This is a genomic window from Photobacterium sanguinicancri (assembly GCF_024346675.1).
GTDB lineage: Bacteria > Pseudomonadota > Gammaproteobacteria > Enterobacterales > Vibrionaceae > Photobacterium > Photobacterium sanguinicancri.
This window is the reverse complement of record NZ_AP024850.1, coordinates 1033934-1053924: the sequence shown is the minus strand read 5'-3', so window position 1 is coordinate 1053924 and position 19991 is coordinate 1033934. Positions and strand designations below refer to the sequence as shown.

At 42.7% G+C, this 19991-nt stretch carries 20 protein-coding genes, 1 riboswitch and 1 other annotated feature; of the genes, 15 read left to right on the top strand and 5 right to left on the bottom strand.

The features are described from left to right. The first annotated feature begins 87 nt into the window (after positions 1-87). The gene (locus OCU87_RS05205) at positions 88-906 is read left to right on the top strand and encodes an ion transporter (protein WP_062689976.1); all 819 of its coding nucleotides are present in this window, start codon (positions 88-90) and stop codon (positions 904-906) included. A gap of 151 nt (positions 907-1057) precedes the next feature. Here OCU87_RS05205 and glpQ read toward each other — a convergent pair whose 3' ends face one another. Then, on the bottom strand, positions 1058-2131 hold the full coding sequence (gene glpQ / locus OCU87_RS05200; protein WP_261857945.1) for a glycerophosphodiester phosphodiesterase: 1074 nt from the start codon (positions 2129-2131) through the stop codon (positions 1058-1060). 307 nt (positions 2132-2438) lie between these two features. Then, complete coding sequence (gene cysS, locus OCU87_RS05195) at positions 2439-3821, bottom strand: cysteine--tRNA ligase (RefSeq protein WP_062689972.1); 1383 nt, start codon at positions 3819-3821, stop codon at positions 2439-2441. Positions 3822-4214: 393 nt separating this feature from the next. On the opposite strand from cysS, the gene OCU87_RS05190 reads away from it, so the two are divergent. Together OCU87_RS05190 and lpxH are read left to right on the top strand one after the other, a co-directional pair. Beyond that, on the top strand, positions 4215-4712 hold the full coding sequence (locus OCU87_RS05190) for a peptidylprolyl isomerase (protein WP_062689970.1): 498 nt from the start codon (positions 4215-4217) through the stop codon (positions 4710-4712). A 41-nt stretch (positions 4713-4753) separates the two neighbouring features. Continuing rightward, positions 4754-5479, top strand: a complete 726-nt coding sequence (lpxH, locus tag OCU87_RS05185; RefSeq protein ID WP_261857944.1) for a UDP-2,3-diacylglucosamine diphosphatase — start codon at positions 4754-4756, stop codon at positions 5477-5479. A gap of 114 nt (positions 5480-5593) precedes the next feature. Here the strand turns inward: lpxH and OCU87_RS05180 are convergent, their stop codons facing one another. Continuing rightward, positions 5594-6475 (bottom strand): sulfite exporter TauE/SafE family protein, encoded by an 882-nt coding sequence (locus OCU87_RS05180; RefSeq protein ID WP_062689967.1) that lies wholly within the window; start codon positions 6473-6475, stop codon positions 5594-5596. Positions 6476-6683: 208 nt separating this feature from the next. On the opposite strand from OCU87_RS05180, the gene OCU87_RS05175 reads away from it, so the two are divergent. The 11 genes from OCU87_RS05175 to hisIE all read left to right on the top strand — a co-directional run bounded on the left by OCU87_RS05175 (position 6684) and on the right by hisIE (position 16415). After that, positions 6684-7913 (top strand): EAL and HDOD domain-containing protein, encoded by a 1230-nt coding sequence (locus OCU87_RS05175; protein ID WP_062689966.1) that lies wholly within the window; start codon positions 6684-6686, stop codon positions 7911-7913. After that, positions 7906-8442: a YchJ family metal-binding protein gene (locus OCU87_RS05170; protein WP_261857943.1), complete on the top strand. Its 537-nt coding sequence runs from the start codon at positions 7906-7908 to the stop codon at positions 8440-8442. The genes OCU87_RS05175 and OCU87_RS05170 overlap by 8 nt, the downstream gene beginning before the upstream one ends. A gap of 185 nt (positions 8443-8627) precedes the next feature. Further along, positions 8628-8813: a hypothetical protein gene (locus OCU87_RS05165; protein WP_062689964.1), complete on the top strand. Its 186-nt coding sequence runs from the start codon at positions 8628-8630 to the stop codon at positions 8811-8813. Positions 8814-8988: 175 nt separating this feature from the next. Then, positions 8989-9126: a sequence feature (His leader region), on the top strand. 62 nt (positions 9127-9188) lie between these two features. Next, positions 9189-10085, top strand: a complete 897-nt coding sequence (hisG, locus tag OCU87_RS05160; protein WP_261857942.1) for an ATP phosphoribosyltransferase — start codon at positions 9189-9191, stop codon at positions 10083-10085. A gap of 5 nt (positions 10086-10090) precedes the next feature. Continuing rightward, complete coding sequence (gene hisD, locus OCU87_RS05155) at positions 10091-11428, top strand: histidinol dehydrogenase (protein ID WP_261857941.1); 1338 nt, start codon at positions 10091-10093, stop codon at positions 11426-11428. Continuing rightward, positions 11425-12480, top strand: a complete 1056-nt coding sequence (hisC, locus tag OCU87_RS05150) for a histidinol-phosphate transaminase (protein WP_261857940.1) — start codon at positions 11425-11427, stop codon at positions 12478-12480. The genes hisD and hisC overlap by 4 nt, the downstream gene beginning before the upstream one ends. A gap of 14 nt (positions 12481-12494) precedes the next feature. After that, on the top strand, positions 12495-13580 hold the full coding sequence (gene hisB / locus OCU87_RS05145; protein ID WP_261857939.1) for a bifunctional histidinol-phosphatase/imidazoleglycerol-phosphate dehydratase HisB: 1086 nt from the start codon (positions 12495-12497) through the stop codon (positions 13578-13580). Then, positions 13580-14212, top strand: coding sequence for an imidazole glycerol phosphate synthase subunit HisH (gene hisH, locus OCU87_RS05140; protein ID WP_062689960.1), 633 nt, complete (start codon positions 13580-13582; stop codon positions 14210-14212). Before hisB ends, hisH begins: the two co-directional genes overlap by 1 nt. 41 nt (positions 14213-14253) lie before the next feature. Beyond that, entirely contained in the window at positions 14254-14988 is a 735-nt protein-coding gene (gene hisA / locus OCU87_RS05135; protein ID WP_062689959.1) for a 1-(5-phosphoribosyl)-5-[(5-phosphoribosylamino)methylideneamino]imidazole-4-carboxamide isomerase, read from the top strand. Positions 14989-15003: 15 nt separating this feature from the next. After that, a complete protein-coding gene (gene hisF / locus OCU87_RS05130; RefSeq protein WP_062689957.1) occupies positions 15004-15777 on the top strand; it encodes an imidazole glycerol phosphate synthase subunit HisF in 774 nt (257 codons plus the stop codon). Further along, the gene (gene hisIE, locus OCU87_RS05125; protein ID WP_062689955.1) at positions 15774-16415 is read left to right on the top strand and encodes a bifunctional phosphoribosyl-AMP cyclohydrolase/phosphoribosyl-ATP diphosphatase HisIE; all 642 of its coding nucleotides are present in this window, start codon (positions 15774-15776) and stop codon (positions 16413-16415) included. The genes hisF and hisIE overlap by 4 nt, the downstream gene beginning before the upstream one ends. Before the next feature lie 124 nt (positions 16416-16539). Here the strand turns inward: hisIE and OCU87_RS05120 are convergent, their stop codons facing one another. Then, complete coding sequence (locus tag OCU87_RS05120; protein WP_062689953.1) at positions 16540-17118, bottom strand: thymidine kinase; 579 nt, start codon at positions 17116-17118, stop codon at positions 16540-16542. A gap of 220 nt (positions 17119-17338) precedes the next feature. After that, positions 17339-18934, bottom strand: a complete 1596-nt coding sequence (locus tag OCU87_RS05115) for a Na+/H+ antiporter NhaC family protein (protein ID WP_062689951.1) — start codon at positions 18932-18934, stop codon at positions 17339-17341. A 92-nt stretch (positions 18935-19026) separates the two neighbouring features. Beyond that, positions 19027-19209, bottom strand: a riboswitch (Lysine riboswitch). Between the two features lie 366 nt (positions 19210-19575). Between OCU87_RS05115 and OCU87_RS05110 the strand changes: the two genes are divergently transcribed. Continuing rightward, entirely contained in the window at positions 19576-19977 is a 402-nt protein-coding gene (locus OCU87_RS05110) for an H-NS family histone-like protein (protein ID WP_062689949.1), read from the top strand. Positions 19978-19991 lie beyond the last annotated feature (14 nt).

Genomic DNA, 19991 nt, shown 5'->3' with positions numbered 1-19991 from the left:
GCTAATACCAATCCAGTTTTAAACTACTCTCAATAGTCAGAAATACCCATTTAAAGAAATCATTGGCCACATAATTAGAAGTGCGTTATGTCTACATCACCATTAAGAACGAAGCTCTACGACATTATTTTCGGGACGCAAAGCAAAGGCGGTCAGCGCTTTGATATCGCGTTAATCATCGCCATCATCAGCTCTGAAATCGTTCTGATTTTGTCATCAGTTGCCAGTTTTGAAGCCCGCTTTAGTACTGCACTACTCTACATTGAGTTTGGCTTTACATTACTCTTTACGATTGAGTACATACTACGCTTATACTGCTCTCCAAAGCCTCTTGCCTACGCACGCAGCTTTTATGGCCTTGTTGACTTAATCGCTATCATTCCCGCTTATATTGCTTTCTTTGTGCCGGGAGCAAACTACCTGCTGATTATTCGTTTAATACGTGTATTGCGGATATTTAGAGTACTTAAGTTAGTTAGATACCTACGTGATTCCAATATATTACTGCGCTCGCTCAAGCATGCTCAGCGGAAAATATTTGTGTTCTTCAGCTCTGTGTCTATTTTAGTCACAGTGTTTGGCTCCTTGATGTTCGTTATCGAAGGGCCAGATAATGGCTTCACCAGTATTCCGCAAAGCATTTACTGGGCGATTGTCACAATCACAACGGTGGGTTACGGCGACTTAGTACCTCATACTGTATTAGGGAAATTTGTCGCCTCTCTGACGATGTTATTGGGCTACTCAATTTTGGCTGTACCAACCGGTATTATTACAGCTGAGTTAAACCAAGAAATGCGTGTTAGTCGAGAGCTTATTCGCTGCCCTAACTGTGCCACCAGCGGCCATGAAACCGATGCTCATTATTGTAAAGAGTGTGGTACTCACCTGCCCGAAAACGTGTAGCTGTTGTATCAGTATTACTCGATGAAACAGTAACAATAAAAAAAGGGAATACGCAGATTGCTTAACATCAGCAATGCGTATTTCCCTTTTATGAATCAAAAAACGATAAACCTAGCCAATAGCTTAATCGTTGCTTGTCTCAATTGTGCTTTTATTCATGCTTCGAAATAAACTCTACAGCGATATCAGGAAAGTCAGTAAACACCCCATCGACGTTGGCTGTGTTGTAGAAAATATCAAGCATATCTTCAAAGTTTTCCGCGTAAGCCGGTATACGACCTTCATCTTTACGGAAAGTGTATGGGTGAACAGCCATGCTTTCTGCGTGCGCCGCTTTCACTAAGCCTGTCAGCTTAATATTACCCTTAGTTGATGCGTCTGAAACAACCATAGGTTTCCATGGACCAATGCCGTCAGCATACTTACCAAGCGTTTTCATTCCGCCCTTTTCAAACATCCAGTCATAATCGTACGGCTGTGCTTTACCTTTGGCGTCATAGACCATAGTTTCATTCCAATCGGTATAAGCCATTAACTGAACCAATTTTAGATCCATGTTCATCGCTGGCATCAGATCATCATGAATACGTTTTAGCTCATTGAAATCAAACGTCTGTAGATATACGTTGCTGTCTTTGTCGGTATAGCCGTACTCTTTTAATACTTTGAGCACAGCTTTACTGATGTCTTTACCTTCATGGCGGTGGAACCAAGGGGCTTTAATTTCAGGGTACAGGCCAATATCGTAACCCAGTGTCATGTTTAGCCCTTGGATCATTTCAATTTCTTGTTGGAAAGTCGGTACTTTAAAGTCCGATTTCCACATAGGGTAACGCTCAGGGAAGCCTTGAACTTGCTTACCGTCTTTTACATTAAAGCCTTCAGTTACACTTAATTGCTTGATTTCAGCCAACGTAAAATCAATCGCATAGTAGCGACCATCATCTCGTGCACGCTTAGGGAAAACTTGGGCTACATTCGTAACTCGATCCAAATAGTGATCATGTAAAACTACCAACTGATCATCTTTGGTCATTACAACATCTTGCTCGATGAAGTCAGGTTTCATCGCATACGCCATCGCTTTGGCAGGCAGAGTATGTTCAGGTAAATAACCTGAAGCACCACGGTGAGCCACAACAATTTTATCGGAATCAGTTTGCGCCACTGTAAAAGGGGAAATAAGAGCACAACTCACGGCTGCAACAAGACACATCTTTTTCATTATTATTGTCCTTAACCTTTTGTTATTGGATTTAAATGTTCGTTAGAAACAAACAACAACATAATAATGTGTAACCGATATTAAATTTGGTGAATATTTTGTTTGTGTGACCAAATTCGCTCGATATTGCTCATAATAGTTTCGATTAATGACACAAGATCAAACTTTATGACTTAATTCAACAGCCTAGTTACGCCCAACACCTAGACAAGCATGCTAAGCCTCAAAAAGTAGCTACAAAAAAAAGGCGAAAAAAAACCGCTCATGAAGAGCGGTTCAGTCAAACTTTCTCAGTATATTTAACTGCTTATTTACGACGCCACGTTGTACCTTGCGCGCCGTCTTCTAGAATGATGTTCATTGCGAGCAACTTGTCACGCGCTTCATCAGCTGCAGTCCAATCTTTTGCAGCACGCGCATCTAAACGCTGCTGAATCAGTGCTTCAATTTCAGCGACATCGTCTTGACCTGCCGCGCCACCTTGAAGGAAAGCTTCAGGATCTTGAGAAAGCAAACCAAGTACATCAGCCAGTTCACACATACGAGCACCAAGTACAGAGGCCGCCGCTAAATCGTCGGCTTTAAGACGGTTTACTTCACGCGCCATGTCAAACAGTACTGAGTACGCTTCTGGTGTATTGAAATCGTCATCCATCGCGGCTTTAAAGCGAGCAACGAACTCTTCGCCACCAGCGGCAACAGCATCAGTGTCTAAACCACGCAATGACGTATATAGACGCTCAAGAGCAGAACGTGCCTGCTTTAGATTATCTTCGCTATAGTTCAATTGGCTACGGTAGTGACCAGACATTAGGAAGTAACGAACAGTTTCACGATCGTAGTGCGCTAATACATCACGGATAGTGAAGAAGTTATTTAGCGATTTTGACATTTTTTCGCGATCGATCATCACCATACCGCTATGCATCCAAGTATTTACATACTTAGAGCCTGTCGCACAGCATGATTGTGCAATTTCGTTTTCGTGGTGTGGGAATTGTAGATCTGAACCGCCACCGTGAATATCAAAGTGATCGCCAAGAATTGCCGAGTTCATTGCTGAACATTCGATGTGCCAACCCGGACGACCTTCACCCCATGGTGATTCCCACGTAGGTTCACCTGGCTTAGACATTTTCCATAATACGAAATCAAGTGGGCTACGTTTTGCTGATTCAATATCAACACGCGCACCAGCCTGGAGTTGGTCAAGGTCTTGCTTAGATAGCTGACCATAAGCATCGTACTTGCTAACTTCAAACATAACATCGCCATTGTCTGCAACGTAAGCAAAGCCACGTTCGATCAAACGTTCACACAGCGTGATGATTTCAGCAATAAATTGTGTCGCACGTGGCTCAACGTCTGGGCGTTTCATACCAAGTGCGTCAAAGTCAGCGTACATTTCACCGATTAAGCGCTCAGTCAGTGAATCACAGCTTTCACCGTTTTCTGCTGCACGCTTGATGATTTTATCATCAATATCAGTGATATTACGAACAAATGTTAGATCGTAACCAGAGTAGCGTAAGTAACGAGATACAACATCAAAAGAAACAAACGTACGGCCATGACCAATGTGACACAAATCGTAAATGGTCACCCCACAAACGTACATGCCTACTTTGCCAGGCTGAATTGGTGTAAATTCTTCTTTTTGTCGTGAGAGTGAGTTATAGATCTTTAGCATGTCTTGTCATTGCTCATGTTAGGGGTTACAGATTTATAGCAATTACACCTTTTATGACTTATTAAGGCAAGGAAAAATAAGCCTTCATATTCGTTCGAGCGCCAAGTTACTACCTAACGCACTTTATTTGACGCTATCTAATTAAAATCATTAACATTTTTTACGCAATTTAGAATCATCATAGTATTAAATATATCCAACCGTCGATTAGACACTCTTCTTTTCTGGTGTCAATTACCGCTCATGTGACCAAGATTGTTTAGAATTCACACGACATTGGTAGGTAATACTTTTGACGGTATTATCACCTATAGTTAAATGATATTGACGGCATCCCTTAGTACGATAAAATTCAATACTTAACGTACAAACATCCAGTTAAAGGACAATCTCATGGTAACGCTTCACACAACTTTTGGTGACATCAAAATTCAACTAAACGAAGAACAAGCACCAGAAACATGTGCAAACTTCATGCAGTACTGCCGTGACGGTTTCTACAATGGCACTATCTTCCACCGTGTAATCGATGGTTTCATGGTTCAAGGTGGCGGTATGGCATCTGGCATGGAAGAAAAAGAGTCTCGCGCAACAATCAAAAATGAAGCAAACAACGGCCTAAGCAACAAAGTGGGTACACTTGCTATGGCACGTACAATGGAGCCGCATTCAGCTAGCTCTCAGTTCTTCATTAACGTGAACGACAACAAATTCCTAGATTTCAAATCAGAAACGCCTGACGGTTGGGGTTACTGTGTATTCGCTGAAGTTGTTGAAGGTATGGACGTAGTAAACAAAATCAAAGCGGTTTCTACTGGCAACTGGGGCTACGTACACCAAGACGTACCAGTTGAAGAAGTACTGATCAACGACGTGACTATCGAAGAGTAATCTTCTATCAGGGGTGGCTTTAGCCACCCTTGCTTTTATTTATGACAACTCTTTTTATTGCAGATCTTCACCTTAGTGCCGACCGCCCTGACATCACGAACTGTTTCTTGCAATTTATGGCAAATGAAACAGCGGACATTGATGCCTTGTATGTGCTCGGTGATCTTTTTGAAATGTGGATAGGCGATGACGACAACTCCCCTTTTCACCAACAAATCAAACATGCTTTCAAGCAACTAACCGATAGCGGCACCCCCTGCTTTTTCATTCATGGCAATCGCGATTTCTTAATTGGAAAAAGATTCAGTCAGGAAACAGGCGTTCAGTTATTAAATGAGCATACGGTGATCGACCTATATGGCACCCCGACACTCATTTTGCATGGCGACACGTTGTGCATACAAGATATTGATTACCAACGCTATCGCAAAAAAGTTCATAACCGTTTTATTCAATGGTTGTTCATGTGTTTACCACTCAATCGACGCTTAAAAATTGGCGCAAAAATGCGCGGTAGTAGCAGCGAGAACAACCAACGAAAAGATGCTGATATCATGGATGTTGATGCAACTGCAGTGTTAGACATGCTGCAAGCTTACCAAGTCAACCATATGATTCATGGTCATACCCACCGCCCTAACGTCCATCAATTAGATGTAAACGGTCAAGCGGCAACACGTACTGTACTTGGTGATTGGTATGATCACGGCTCTGTATTAGTGATTACACCAGAAAGTAGCGAATTACAAACTCGTCAGTTTGGTTAATTGCTATAAAAATCAGACACAAAAAAGGTACGCATCGCGTACCTTTTAAATTCTCGACCCAATAACTCTTGTTAAATATATCGATATAACAAAACTAAAGCCAACAGCTCCACTTTATGCTGTCGCGAACGTTTGTCGCCCCTGTAACCAAGAGCGGAACATAGTAACGGATGTATACAAAACAACGCCGATAACGAGCCATGCTAAAAGATGTAAATCCAACGACTTCACTAAATACGCAGCAATAATTACAGCAATAGGGCCAGAGATGGCTACAGCAACAGCAGCACGTGAATTCACCCTATCCATACGAAGAAAGCTTCCCGCAGAAAAGAACGTCAAGAATGCACAAGAGCACATCATGATAGGAAAAGCTGCTAGTGGATGCATACCTAGTAAATAAATCATCGTCATACAAGGCGCATATAAACCAATACCGACGGTCATTAGGGCTCCGAATAAGAAATTACCTGCAATAGCAATCGCTAACTTCCAGCCACTAAGCCCAAGTTCCAATCCACCTAAAGGGAATAATTTAAGCTGCCCAGCCAGCATTAATGTGGCAACCACCATTAATGCACAGCCCATAACTAACCGAATAACTTGCCGATCCCAATTCGAAACAATGCGTGCACCAATTGTAGCCCCTAAGCAAGCTGCAACCACTAAACTCACCAATGTAATCGAATCAACTTGTACTGCGGTTAAAAATATAAGCGATTGCGCCACTGTTGCTAATACAGCTTGGCAATTTAATGTTCCTGGTAATAACTTGTCATCAATTAACTTAAACTGTTTATATCCTGCCGTTTTTATTGCAAAACTACCCACACCTAGTGTGTCGCAAAAGTTTGCGAAGCCACCAATAAAGGCAATTGGTAATATTTTCGTTTCAGCTTCCTGCTTTCGGTTTTTGCGCCATGAATTAAAAAGCATAACGATAAAAACCGCACCACCTACAAGCAATCCAGCTTGTATCATAGTTAAGAGAGACATATTTAATACGGTTACTAATACAAAAAAGCATTATTCATCATAATAAAATGACTCGCTATGCTTAATATCAAATTTATCATTACCTTGAGTGATACGAACTCACGTTTTACAGTCATGTATTCACTAAAAGAATGATAAACGCTAGGCGTAATAGGTTTTTTTCGCTATAATTTTGCAAATTCTCAGCCGTGTTTACCAGATACTTTCCATGTATTCATACCTCGCTCGACAACCGATACTTAATAAAGACAAAGTGACTATTGGTTATGAGTTACTTTTTCGCGATGGTCCTGAAAACAGCTTCCCTAATATCTGTGATGAAACCGCAACCAATCGTTTGCTTATTGATAATTTTTTCTCATCTGGAAGCAATCAGGTTACTGGCGGCAAGCGAGGCTTCGTAAACTTCCCCCATGCGAGTTTAATTCAACGTGTACCGCTGCTCTTTCCGAAGAAAAGTTTTATTATCGAAATTTTGGAAACCTGTGAGCCTAATGATGAATTGTTAGAAGCGGTTATTGAACTGAACCAAAAAGGATATACGTTAGCATTGGATGACTTTATTCCCTCTCCTGAGTGGAAGCGCTTCATTCCCTATATCCATATCATTAAGTTTGATATTAGAGTTACTCCTATTGAAAAGTGCATGCTTTTTATTCGCTTGCATAAAACAAATAAAATTAAATATCTTGCTGAAAAAGTAGAAACTTACGAAGAATTCGTTCGTGCAAAGGATGCCGGATTTGATTTTTTCCAAGGGTATTTTTTTAGTAAGCCTGAAATGCTTCAACGTAAATCATTAAGCCCATCGAGTTTAACGACACTCCGTTTGTATCAAGAAATTTGTCAATCAGAAGTCGATTACAATAAGATTGAAGAGATTATCGCTACTGACGTATCACTTTCGTATAAATTACTACGTCACGTTAACGGCATGTTTGTTATTCGCGCGAAGCCGATTTCATCATTCAAACAAGCTCTGGTCTATTTAGGCGAAGAACGACTACGTCGGTTCATTACGTTTGTTGCAACATCGCATGCATTAGAAAATAAACCACAATCACTCTATAACCTTTCACTGCAACGCGCACAGTTTTGTGAGCGTCTAGGTGCCCGATCACCGCTCAACATTTCAAGTAATCAAGCTTTCTTAATGGGGTTATTTTCATTATTGGATTCACTGCTTGATCAACCACTAAATGAATTGTTGCTGTTATTACCACTCAGTAGCGAAATAAAAGAAGCGCTGTTAGATCACACAGGTTCACTGGGCATGCTACTTAAATTAGCGATGGCTTACGATACTGCGGATTGGGATAGCGTAAACCAGTGTACTTCGGCATTAAAATTAAAAGAAAGCGATGTTGCCGATGCTTATATGAGTTCGGTAAAATGGGCGACTGCTTTTGAAAGGACAATGACGAAACCAGATGTCTAATACTCTATGCCCTTGTGGTAGCCAACAACCTTTATCTCACTGTTGCCAGCCTATTCACCAAAACCCAGCCCTTGCTATTCACCCAGAGCAGCTCATGCGCTCTCGATACAGTGCACACGTACTTGGACTGGTTGATTATGTGGTCGCGACCTATCATCCAAGTTGCCATGCTGAAGATTACCGTGATGCAATTGCAGATTCGGTGAATTCACACTGGTTAGGCTTAAACGTTATCCATAGCGAAATAGCTGATTCCGGTGAAGGGTTTGTTGAATTCGAGGCCTTCTATCAAGATGATAATGAACAATTTTGCTTAGCTGAGCGTTCACGCTTTCTTAAAGAGACAACCGACGGTGTTACGCAGTGGTATTACATTGACGGTGAATACCCAAAGCAAGAAAACGAGCTTGATCCTGAATTAATACCAAACGCTGCCCCTCAGCAGCCTATCGCTAATCCAGATAAAATTGGCCGTAATGATCCTTGTGTCTGCGGTAGCGGTAAAAAATACAAAAAGTGCTGCGGCTAACACCCACACTAAATACTGACTTCCAGCCCCTCCTGACAGCGAGTGAACTCAATCAATTGATTTCACTCTGTTTCAACCTTTCGTGATAAAACCTCCAATTTATTACCTCACGTTGAAAAATCGCTCAATAAAGACACAAGCATTGTCGATAAAGTAAGCATCTATTCTGATGTAGAGACAATGCTATGATCAATCCGAATAATCATCTGCCTTACCCTACTCGCCACCCGCTGGAGAAAACTGAAAAATCAGCCGCACTTGATGAGCGCAAACAACGCGTTAAAAACCATGAAAAGCAACAAAAAAACGAACAAGAACACCCTCCCCGAAAAAAGCCCCACCATAAAGGGTTGCTAGATATTTATGTTTAGACGCATTTTTAACTTACTGTTTTACCAAGGCTTCTAGATTATTAGCGAAATAATCAATTTTTATTTAAAAACCATGTTGCAAATTCTGATGAGCTTCGTTAGTGTAAATGACAAGCGAAAATTAAATAGCAATTTATTCAGAGTTCATAATTATGCGTATCGAAATGATTAACCTACATCATCATCACCATCCTGATTAGTCTTTCGGGAGGATACGCCTCACTCTGGAAGACGAAGAACACCTCTTCCAGTGGTCAATAAGAATACAGAATTCAAGACCCTTGGAAGCCAAAGTTTCCAAGGGTTTTTTCGTTTTAGCACAATGGATTAGCTCAAAATTAATAAGCACCAGCTTAAAGAAATAGGGATAGCAGCATGCAAACACAACGACTTCGTATCGCAATTCAAAAGAAAGGCCGCTTAAGCAAAGAGTGCCAAGACCTACTTAAACGCTGTGGCGTTAAATTCAATATGGTTGGTGAACGTTTAGTCGTTCACGCAGAAAATATGCCCATTGATTTGTTACTGGTTCGTGACGATGACATCCCAGGACTAATTATGGATGGCGTTGTTGACTTGGGCGTCATTGGTGAAAATGAACTCGAAGAAGTTGCTCTTGAGCGTGCTGCGCGCAATGAACCCAATGACTATGTAAAACTGCGTCGTTTAGACTTTGGGGGTTGCCGCCTATCTATCGCTATCAACAAAGATGACGAATACCAAGGCCCACAAGATTTACAAGGCAAACGCATTGCTACCACTTACCCACAACTCGTTAAGCGCTATATGGATCAACAAGGCGTGAAATTTAGCACTTGTATGCTCAACGGTTCGGTTGAAGTCGCTCCTCGTGCAGGTCTTGCCGATGCCATCTGCGATTTAGTCTCTACAGGCGCAACACTTGAAGCCAACGGCCTAAAAGAAGCGGAAGTTATCTTACGCTCAAAAGCCGTTCTTATTCAGTGTACCAGCGCGCTTAGCGATGAAAAACAAGCACTCATCAATCGCCTTCTCACTCGTATGCAAGGTGTTATTCAAGCCAAAGAATCGAAATACATTATGCTGCACGCCCCCACTGAACGCCTTGACCAAATCAAAGCACTATTACCTGGTGCAGAAGACCCAACAGTGTTGCCACTATCTCAAGACAACAACCGTGTGGCTGTTCACCTTGTTAGCTCTGAAAACTTATTCTGGGAAACGATGGAACAGCTAAAAGAACTCGGCGCTAGCTCTATTCTGGTACTGCCAATTGAAAAAATGATGGAGTAATCATCATGAAAACCTTAGTTTGGCAAACATTGAGCGAATCGCAACAAGAAGGGTTATTGCAACGCCCTGCGATTACGGAAGGCGCTAACATCACCGCGACAGTTGCTCAGGTGATTGCAGATATTCGTCAGCGTGGCGATGAAGCATTAACAGAGTTAACCGAAAAATTTGATCAGATTCGTCCTGAATCTATTCAGGTTGAACAAGATAAAATCAATGCAGCAAGTGATCGACTAAGCCCAGAAATGAAACAAGCGCTTCAGCAGGCTTACGATAATATCCGTTGTTTTCATCAGGCGCAAAAACCGAAAACGCTGCGAGTAGAAACCCAGCCAGGTGTAGTCTGCGAGCAAGTGACACGCCCAATTAACTCTGTTGGTTTATATATTCCCGGCGGTAGCGCACCGCTACCATCAACCGTTTTAATGCTCGGTATTCCTGCACAAATTGCAGGGTGTCGCCACGTTGTACTCTGTTCACCGCCGCCGATTGCAGACGAAATTCTCTACGTTGCAAAGCTGTGTGGGATAACTGAGGTGTATAACGCTGGTGGGGCACAAGCCGTAGCTGCGATGGCTTATGGCACAGAGAGTATCTGTAAGGTTGATAAAATCTTTGGTCCGGGCAATGCCTATGTGACGGAAGCGAAGCGCCAAGTAAGCAATGATTTTCGTGGTGCGGCGATAGATATGCCTGCAGGTCCTTCTGAAGTATTAGTGATTGCAGATGAAACCGCCGATCCAGACTTCATCGCGGCAGATTTGTTAAGCCAAGCTGAGCATGGCCCTGATTCACAAGTTATTTTAGTGACACCTGACCCGAGTTTAGCCGACCGAACAGCGGATGCTATTCAGCAACAATTAGCGCTATTATCTCGTGCTGATATCGCACGCCAAGCGCTAGGATCGAGTCTGCTGATCGTGGCTGAAACACTGACGCAGTGCATCGCCATTTCTAACCACTACGGGCCTGAGCACTTAATTGTTCAAACACGTAATCCACGTGATTTAGTCCCATTGCTAGACAATGCGGGATCTATTTTCTTAGGTGATTGGTCACCCGAATCTGTCGGTGATTACGCGTCGGGCACTAATCACGTACTACCGACCTACGGCTATACCCGTACCTACTCAAGCCTTGGCTTTGCGGATTTTAGTAAACGCATGACTGTACAAGAATTGAGTGCAACAGGGCTACAACAACTGGCACCGACGGTTACAACAATCGCAGAAGCAGAGGGTTTAGATGCCCATAAACGCGCTGTAACTATTCGGATCGAAAAACTGAATGCCGCACTTAAAGCAGCAAATAACACAGACGAAACAACAAAGGAAATATCATGACCATTACCAAGCTGGCTAGAAAAACGGTTCAGGCACTGACGCCTTACCAATCGGCACGCCGCCTTGGTGGCTGCGGCGATATTTGGCTCAACGCTAATGAATCCCCTTTCGCCAACGATTACAGCATTAGCTGCAATCGATTAAACCGTTATAGCAGCTGTCAGCCTGAAGCATTACTCCAAGCTTATGCCGATTATGCAGGCGTAAAAAAAGAACAAGTGTTAACCAGCCGTGGTGCAGATGAAGGTATTGAATTGCTGATCCGTACCTTCTGCGAGCCAAATAAAGACAGTATTCTATATTGCCCACCCACTTATGGTATGTATGGCATCAGCGCAGAAACATTTGATATTGGCAATAAAATTGTACCGTTAACAGCAGATTGGCAGCTCGACCTTAATGCGATAGAAGCTAACCTTGATACCGTCAAAGTCGTGTTTGTTTGTAGCCCAAACAACCCAACGGGGAACCTGATTGATCGCACTGATATTGAGCGTCTACTCGCAATGACAGCGAACCGTGCAATAGTGGTGATGGACGAAGCGTATATCGATTTTTGCCCTGAAGCCTCTACCGTGGATTTACTCGCTGATTACCCGAATCTAGTGATTCTACGCACCTTATCAAAAGCTTTTGCACTTGCGGGTTTACGCTGTGGCTTTACGTTAGCCAACCCTGAAATTATCGAGCTGCTATTAAAAGTGATTGCCCCCTACCCTGTACCTATTCCTGTTGCCGACATTGCCCTGCAAGCACTGTCACCTGGTGGATTAGCAAGAACGAAGTTTCAAGTTTTAGATTTGAGCGCAAACCGCGCTTACCTTCAAGCCGGTCTTGGCATGCTTGAAGGCGTAAAAGTCTATGACGGTTACGGTAATTATCTCTTAGTTGAGTTCCAAGATGCAGACCGACTGTTCCAAGCACTGTGGGAGAACGGGATCATTCTGCGCCGCTCTCCTGTACCAAACTGTATTCGAATCAGTGTTGGTAACCGTGATGAATGCGAAAAGACCCTCGCCTTTATTCGTGAACAATTAGTACAAACCAGATAATTAAGGACAGCACTGTGAGCAAGGAAAAGATTTTATTTATCGACCGTGATGGCACCTTAATTGTAGAGCCACCAGTAGACTTTCAAGTTGATCGTCTAGATAAACTCAAGCTAGAACCTTTTGTCATTCCAGCATTATTGAAACTGCAAGATGCAGGTTACACCTTAGTTATGGTGACTAACCAAGATGGCTTGGGCACAGATGCCTATCCACAAGCAGATTTTGATGCCCCACACGATATGATGATGGAAATTTTCGAATCGCAGGGCGTCAAGTTTGCTGATGTACTGATCTGCCCGCACTTTGATAGTGCGAACTGCAGCTGCCGTAAGCCAAAATTAGGGTTAGTTAAAGCTTATCTTCAGCAAGGTCGGGTAGATTTCGCAACATCTGCAGTTATTGGGGATCGTGAAACAGATCTTCAACTGGCTGAGAATATGGCTATTCGCGGCATTCAATACAATCCCGCACCATCAGATAGCACCACACTAAATTGGCAACAGATCGTTAAAGATCTCACGACAAGCCCAAGGATCGCCGAAGTTGTGAGAACAACTAAAGAAACGGATATCCGTGTTCGTGTGAACTTAGATGAAACCGGTGGCAACAGTATTCATACTGGGCTTGGCTTTTTTGACCACATGCTAGATCAGATTGCGACCCACGGCGGCTTTCAGATGCAGCTGAACGTAGAAGGTGATTTACACATCGACGATCACCACAGTGTTGAAGATGCCGCGTTAGCCCTTGGACAAGCACTAAAAGATGCACTGGGTGACAAACGTGGTATTGGCCGCTTTGGTTTTAGTTTGCCAATGGATGAATGTTTAGCACAATGTGCGCTGGATTTATCTGGCCGTCCATACCTTAAATTCGATGCAGAGTTCAGTCGTGAGCAAGTGGGCGATCTGTCTACCGAGATGGTGTCACACTTTTTCAGATCATTAACCGATACCTTAGCGTGCACCTTACACCTGTCATCTACAGGTGCAAATGATCACCACATTGTCGAAAGCCTATTTAAAGCTTTTGGCCGCACCTTGCGACAGGCTATCGCAGTGAATGGCAGCGAATTACCAAGCAGTAAAGGAGTGTTGTAATGGCGTATACCAATCAGAAAATCGTCATTATTGATACAGGCTGTGCAAATGTTTCTTCGGTGCGCTTTGCCATTGAAAGACTCGGGTATAGCGTTACCGTGAGTAAAGATAGCGATGTCGTACTTGGGGCAGATAAGCTATTTTTACCTGGTGTAGGAACCGCAAGTGAAGCGATGAAAAACCTGCATGAACGAGATCTCGTATCGCTGGTTAAGCAGGTTGATCAGCCGTTATTGGGCATCTGTTTAGGAATGCAGTTACTTGGGGCCGTCTCTGAAGAACAGGGACAAAGTGGTCAATCATTAGTTAATTGCCTTGGCCTGTGTGATGCGCCAATTAAAAAGCTGGAAACTGGTGATTTTCCATTGCCACACATGGGGTGGAACACCATAACGCCTAGTGAAGGTCATCCGTTATTTAAAGACATTCCATCTGGTAGCTATTTTTATTTTGTTCATAGTTACGCCATGCCAGTTAATGATGCCAGTTACACAATTGCGCAGTGCGAATACGGTCAACCTTTTAGTGCAGCAATTCAAAGCGGGAATTATTACGGTGTCCAATTCCACCCTGAGCGCTCAAGTAAAGCTGGCGCTCAATTAATTAAGAACTTTTTAGAAATGTCAGCATAACTGCGTCCACTGCCAGCAAAAAAATTATAAAAGGATTTAGGATGATTATTCCCGCTCTCGATTTAATTAATGGCCAAGTCGTCCGTCTGTTTCAAGGCGACTATGGCCAAGTAACAGAATACAACGTCGACCCTGCAGAGCAATTTGATCTTTACCACCAAGCAGGCGCAAATTGGCTTCACCTTGTTGATTTAACAGGGGCTAAAGACACTTCGTCACGTCAATTAGATTTAATTAGTCGCCTGCTGGCAAGCACCCCAGCCAAAGTACAAATCGGCGGTGGTGTTCGCACGGAACAAGATGTAGCAGATTTACTGAACGCAGGTGCTGAGCGTGTGGTTATTGGATCGACTGCCGTTAAACACCCCGAATTGGTAAAAAGCTGGATTGAAAAATACGGTGCCGAACACATCGTTTTAGCACTGGATGTAAACATAGACGCGGCAGGTAACCGTCATGTTGCTGTTTCTGGTTGGCAAGAAGATTCTGGCATCAGTATTGAAGCATTACTCACTGATTTTTTAACAGTAGGCTTACAGCATGTATTGTGCACGGATATTTCGCGTGATGGCACTTTGACAGGATCTAACGTCGATCTGTATATAGATTTATGCGCCCAGTACCCTCAAGTGAAATTTCAATCTTCAGGTGGTATTGGCAACCTTGATGATATCGCCGCCTTAAAAGGCAGTGGGGTTGCTGGTGTCATTGTTGGCCGCGCATTACTAGATGGTAAATTCACGGCAGATGACGCCTTTCAATGCTGGGCAAACTAAGCAAGGAGTAAAAACATGTTAGCAAGACGTATTGTGCCTTGTTTAGATGTACGAGATGGCCAAGTGGTGAAAGGGGTGCAATTTCGTAATCACGAGATTATTGGCGATATTGTCCCTCTCGCCAAACGCTACGCTGAAGAAGGCGCAGATGAATTAGTCTTTTATGATATTACCGCATCCAGTGACGGTCGAGTGGTCGACAAAAGTTGGGTAGCGCGTGTTGCCGAAGTGATCGACATTCCTTTCTGTGTCGCCGGCGGGATTAAATCTGCTGACGATGCGAGTCGTATCTTACAATTCGGTGCTGATAAAGTATCGATTAACTCCCCTGCACTTGCCAAGCCAGAATTGATCACTGAGCTTGCCGATAAATTTGGCGTGCAGTGCATTGTCGTCGGGATTGACTCCTACTTTGACGCTGAAACAGGTAAATACCAAGTCTATCAATTCACTGGGGATGAAAACCGAACCCAAGCAACCCAATGGGAAACACGTGATTGGGTGCAAGAAGTACAACGCCGAGGCGCGGGTGAAATCGTGCTTAATATGATGAACCAAGATGGCGTACGTAATGGCTACGACCTTACCCAACTCAACATGGTGCGTGAGGTTTGTCATGTTCCATTAATCGCCTCTGGTGGCGCAGGTGAAATGGTGCACTTTGCCGATGCATTTCAACAAGCTAATGTGGACGGTGCGCTTGCTGCTTCTGTCTTCCACAAACAAATCATCAATATTGGTGAACTAAAGCAGTACCTTAAAGAGCAAAATGTGGAGATCCGACTATGAGTGCAGCCCCGACTTTAGATTTAAATACCGAAATTAACTGGGAAAAAGTAGACGGCTTAATTCCAGCTATTGTGCAAGATAATACCAGCGGTCAAGTACTGATGCTGGGGTACATGAATACCGAAGCTCTAGCAAAAACATTAGACACTCAGCAAGTTACCTTTTGGTCTCGCACCAAGTCCCGCTTATGGACCAAAGGCGAAACCTCTGGCAACGTATTAGCACTAAAAAGTATTGATCTCGATTGTGATAAAGATACCTTGCTAGTGAAGGTTAACCCTGTGGGTCCAACCTGCCACTTAGGCACAACCACCTGTTTTGACAATCCAAATGCCACCCCATCTGAACAACCTGCTTTGGTGTTTCTTCATCAACTTGAGCAAGTCTTGGCTAGTCGTAAAAATAGTGATCCCGAATCTTCTTATACCGCCAGTTTATATGCCCGTGGCACCAAACGTATTTCGCAAAAAGTGGGCGAAGAAGGTGTTGAAGTCGCGCTTGCGGCAACGTCGGGTGATAAGGCGGAATTAGTTAACGAATCTGCTGATTTGCTTTATCACTTAATTGTATTACTGCAGGACCAAGGTTTATCGCTATCTGACATAACTAAACGTTTAGAAGAACGCCATAATAAGTAAATTATTGATAAGCCGCATTTAGATGCAGGATATGCATAAATAGCAAAAAGCCCGTAACGACAACTATTTATAGTCACGTTACGGGCTTTTTATTAAATCTTAATCCGCCCTTTAGGTAATGTAATTAACGACCTAAGGCTTCTTTATAATGTCGACGGCATACCGACACATAACGGTCATTTCCACCAATAACCACTTGATCACCATCAGCAATCGCTTGTCCGGTTTCATCCTGGCGAATCACCATATTCGCTTTACGCCCACAGTGACAAATTGTTTTTAATTCAACCAACTTATCAGCCCAAGATAATAAATAACGGCTGCCTTCAAATAACTCACCACGGAAGTCACTACGTAAACCGTAGCATAATACCGGGATATGTAACTTATCGACCACCTCGGTTAACTGATATACCTGTTCTTTACTCAAGAATTGGCATTCATCAATCAACACACAATCAATTCTCTGCCCATCATGAATCGTCGCAATGCGATCAAATAAGTTATCATCATTGGTAAAAAGCTCGGCTTCTTCTTGTAAACCAATACGCGATGTCACTTTACCCTTACCAAAACGATCATCAAGTGCCGCAGTGAAAATAACAGGTGTCATACCACGTTCGCGATAATTAAATGAAGATTGAAGTAATGTGGTTGATTTACCTGCATTCATTGCAGAGTAATAAAAGTACATCTGGGCCATGAGGCTTTCCTAGTCATCTGGGTGAAGAAAGTGCGGACGAGATGCTACATAAAATACGCGAATAATTAAAGTCACACGCAACGATAGACACAAGTTTTTACGACTTTACCCATGTTATAAGAAATAGCGTCCATAAAAAAACCAGCACCTCACAATGCTGGTTTTTAATCATTCACAAATGTTATTAGATGTGCTTATACACCACACATTGTATCACCAGTTAAACATTCACTGGTGATGACAATCGACGGCGAGATAACCACCCTAAGAAAGTACATACAATAATGAAGGCTAATGTCGCCGCCAAGAAAGAGACCGCTAAAGAATCGGTAAAACCGAGTACAACGAAACCAATAGCGGATACAAGGGCAACCGCCAACGCGTAAGGTAACTGCGTTGATACGTGATCGATATGATGACAACGCGCCCCTGTTGAAGACAGGATGGTGGTATCTGAAATAGGAGAACAATGGTCACCAAATACAGAACCAGCCAATACTGCCGCCAGCATAGGAAGCATTAAGGCAATATCGGTGGCACCAGCAAGATCACCTGCAATAGGAAGCATGATACCAAACGTACCCCATGACGTGCCGGTCGAGAATGCCATCACACCCGCCAAGGCAAACAAAATCACAGGAAGTAGCATTGGGTTAACATTGCCTTGTACCAAGGTAGAAAGGTATTTACCCGTTTCCATATCCCCGATAACGCTACCAATACTCCAAGCAAATAGTAGGATTAAGATTGCACCAAACATTGATTTAGCACCAATCCACAATGTATGCGCGACATCTGGAACAGGAATACGCTGACGAATAACTGGAATTAGCGCAGCTATAAAACCAATTAAACCACCGTAGCACAATGATAAACCCACATCGGTATTTTCAAATGCACCAAGTAGATTAAATGCTATACCGTCAGCCGCTAACGCTTGATAGCCCGTAAAGATCAAGAAGAAGAAAGTAGAAATAATAAGAGCAATAATTGGCATAACCAAGTCGGCTACACGTCCATTTTCACTTTCTTCTATTTCTAACTCATCATTGAGATCTTTCGCTTTATTGTCATCGTCACCATCATCAAACCCATGACCACGACTGGCTTCTAATTCATGTTTAAGCATTGGACCCACATCAATTTGGAACCAAGAGACCACAAACACCATTAGCAAAGCAAACACAGCATAAAAATTCATTGGTGCCAGCTGCATGAAAGCACTTAACGCGGAATATTCAGTCACACCATGTGAAACTAAAATACCGCCAACAATCGTAATGATGTATGCCCCCCAACTTGATGCTGGCATCAATACACACATAGGAGCAGCTGTTGAATCAAGAATATACGCCAGCTTTGCACGAGATACATAGTAGCGATCGGTCACTGGGCGGGCAATTGCACCTACTGCTAGGCTATTAAAATAGTCGTCTACAAAAATGAACACGCCTAAAAATGCAGCAAGAAGCTTAGAGCCTCGTTTAGTTTTAATCCGAGTTTGTGCCCATTCTGCAAAAGCACGTGTGCCACCAGATAAGGTTAATAAAGCCGTCGTCATTCCTAATAGAATAAGGAAAGCAACAATACTCATGTTCCAGCTATTTATTGCGCCGTCATCAATGAATAAACCAGCAACGGTGGTTCCGATATAACTTGTTGAATGAGTGAAGGAAAAGTCTGTAAGTAATAGTGCGCCAAGAGCAACACCCATACCCAGCGAAAGTAAAACGCGACGCGTTAAAATCGCTAAACCTAGTGCCACCAATGGGGGCAATAACGAAATGGAGGAATTTGAAAAATCTACAATATTCATGATCTCTACTACAACCGATCTGGTTGGAGATCTACTGCTGGCACAATTGTGCCATGATGAGATGCCGATAAGGAGAGCTGAAAGCTCCCCGACCCCACAGTAGCGCTCCATAGTTAATGTAATTATATACTATGGCAGTGTTGCCTCTATTCGATGACAACCCCAGCAAGAATGTTTGATACTCATTTCTCACTTCGGCATTGGCTCCTTTCATTTGCTATCAACGGAATCACCTCCAGCAAATTACTTATAGACAATGCACCTCTACCCTTTAGAAGGTACAAACCATTCTACGGAATCGAATCAAAGATGCAATAAGTTAAGGTGAATTTTTTAACATAAACAGTGAATAATTTTACCAGCGAGCTCAAAAATCGCACAACCCAAAGAAGCATTAAGTTACTAGCATTGTCTATTTAGGGCTTGGCTATTATCCATTCGATTTTATAGCTAGGTCACATTTACTTTAAAACAACATAAATCTAATTAAAGAAAATCACGAAAATCTCAATTTAATAATTATTAATAACTTTAATTAATAATTTGTTTGGCAAATTAGGTGTGAAGTATTACTATTGCACTTATTAACTTTTGACTGCTATTCTTATTTCAAGCCAGTTTAAACGAACAGGAAATAAAAAATGTCTGATGCATTAAAAGCACTATTAAACCTACGTAGCCTTCGTGCTCTTGCTCGCGAATATACTCTAGAGCAACTTCAAGAAGGTCTTGAAAAACTTCAAGCTGTCGTTTCAGAACGTGAAGAATCAGAAGCTGAAGAAATCGCTAAAGAGAATGAACGTACAGAGAAACTTAATCAATACCGTGAAATGCTACTAGCTGACGGTATCGACCCAGAAGAACTATTAGGTTCTGCTGGTGGCGCTAAAGCACCAAAAGCAAAACGCGCTGCTCGTCCTGCTAAATATAAATTCGTTGATGAAAATGGCGAAGAAAAAACATGGACAGGCCAAGGTCGTACACCTTCTGCGCTAAAAACTGCGCTTGACCAAGGTCGCTCTCTAGAAGAATTTGAAATTTAATTTCTTATTCTTGA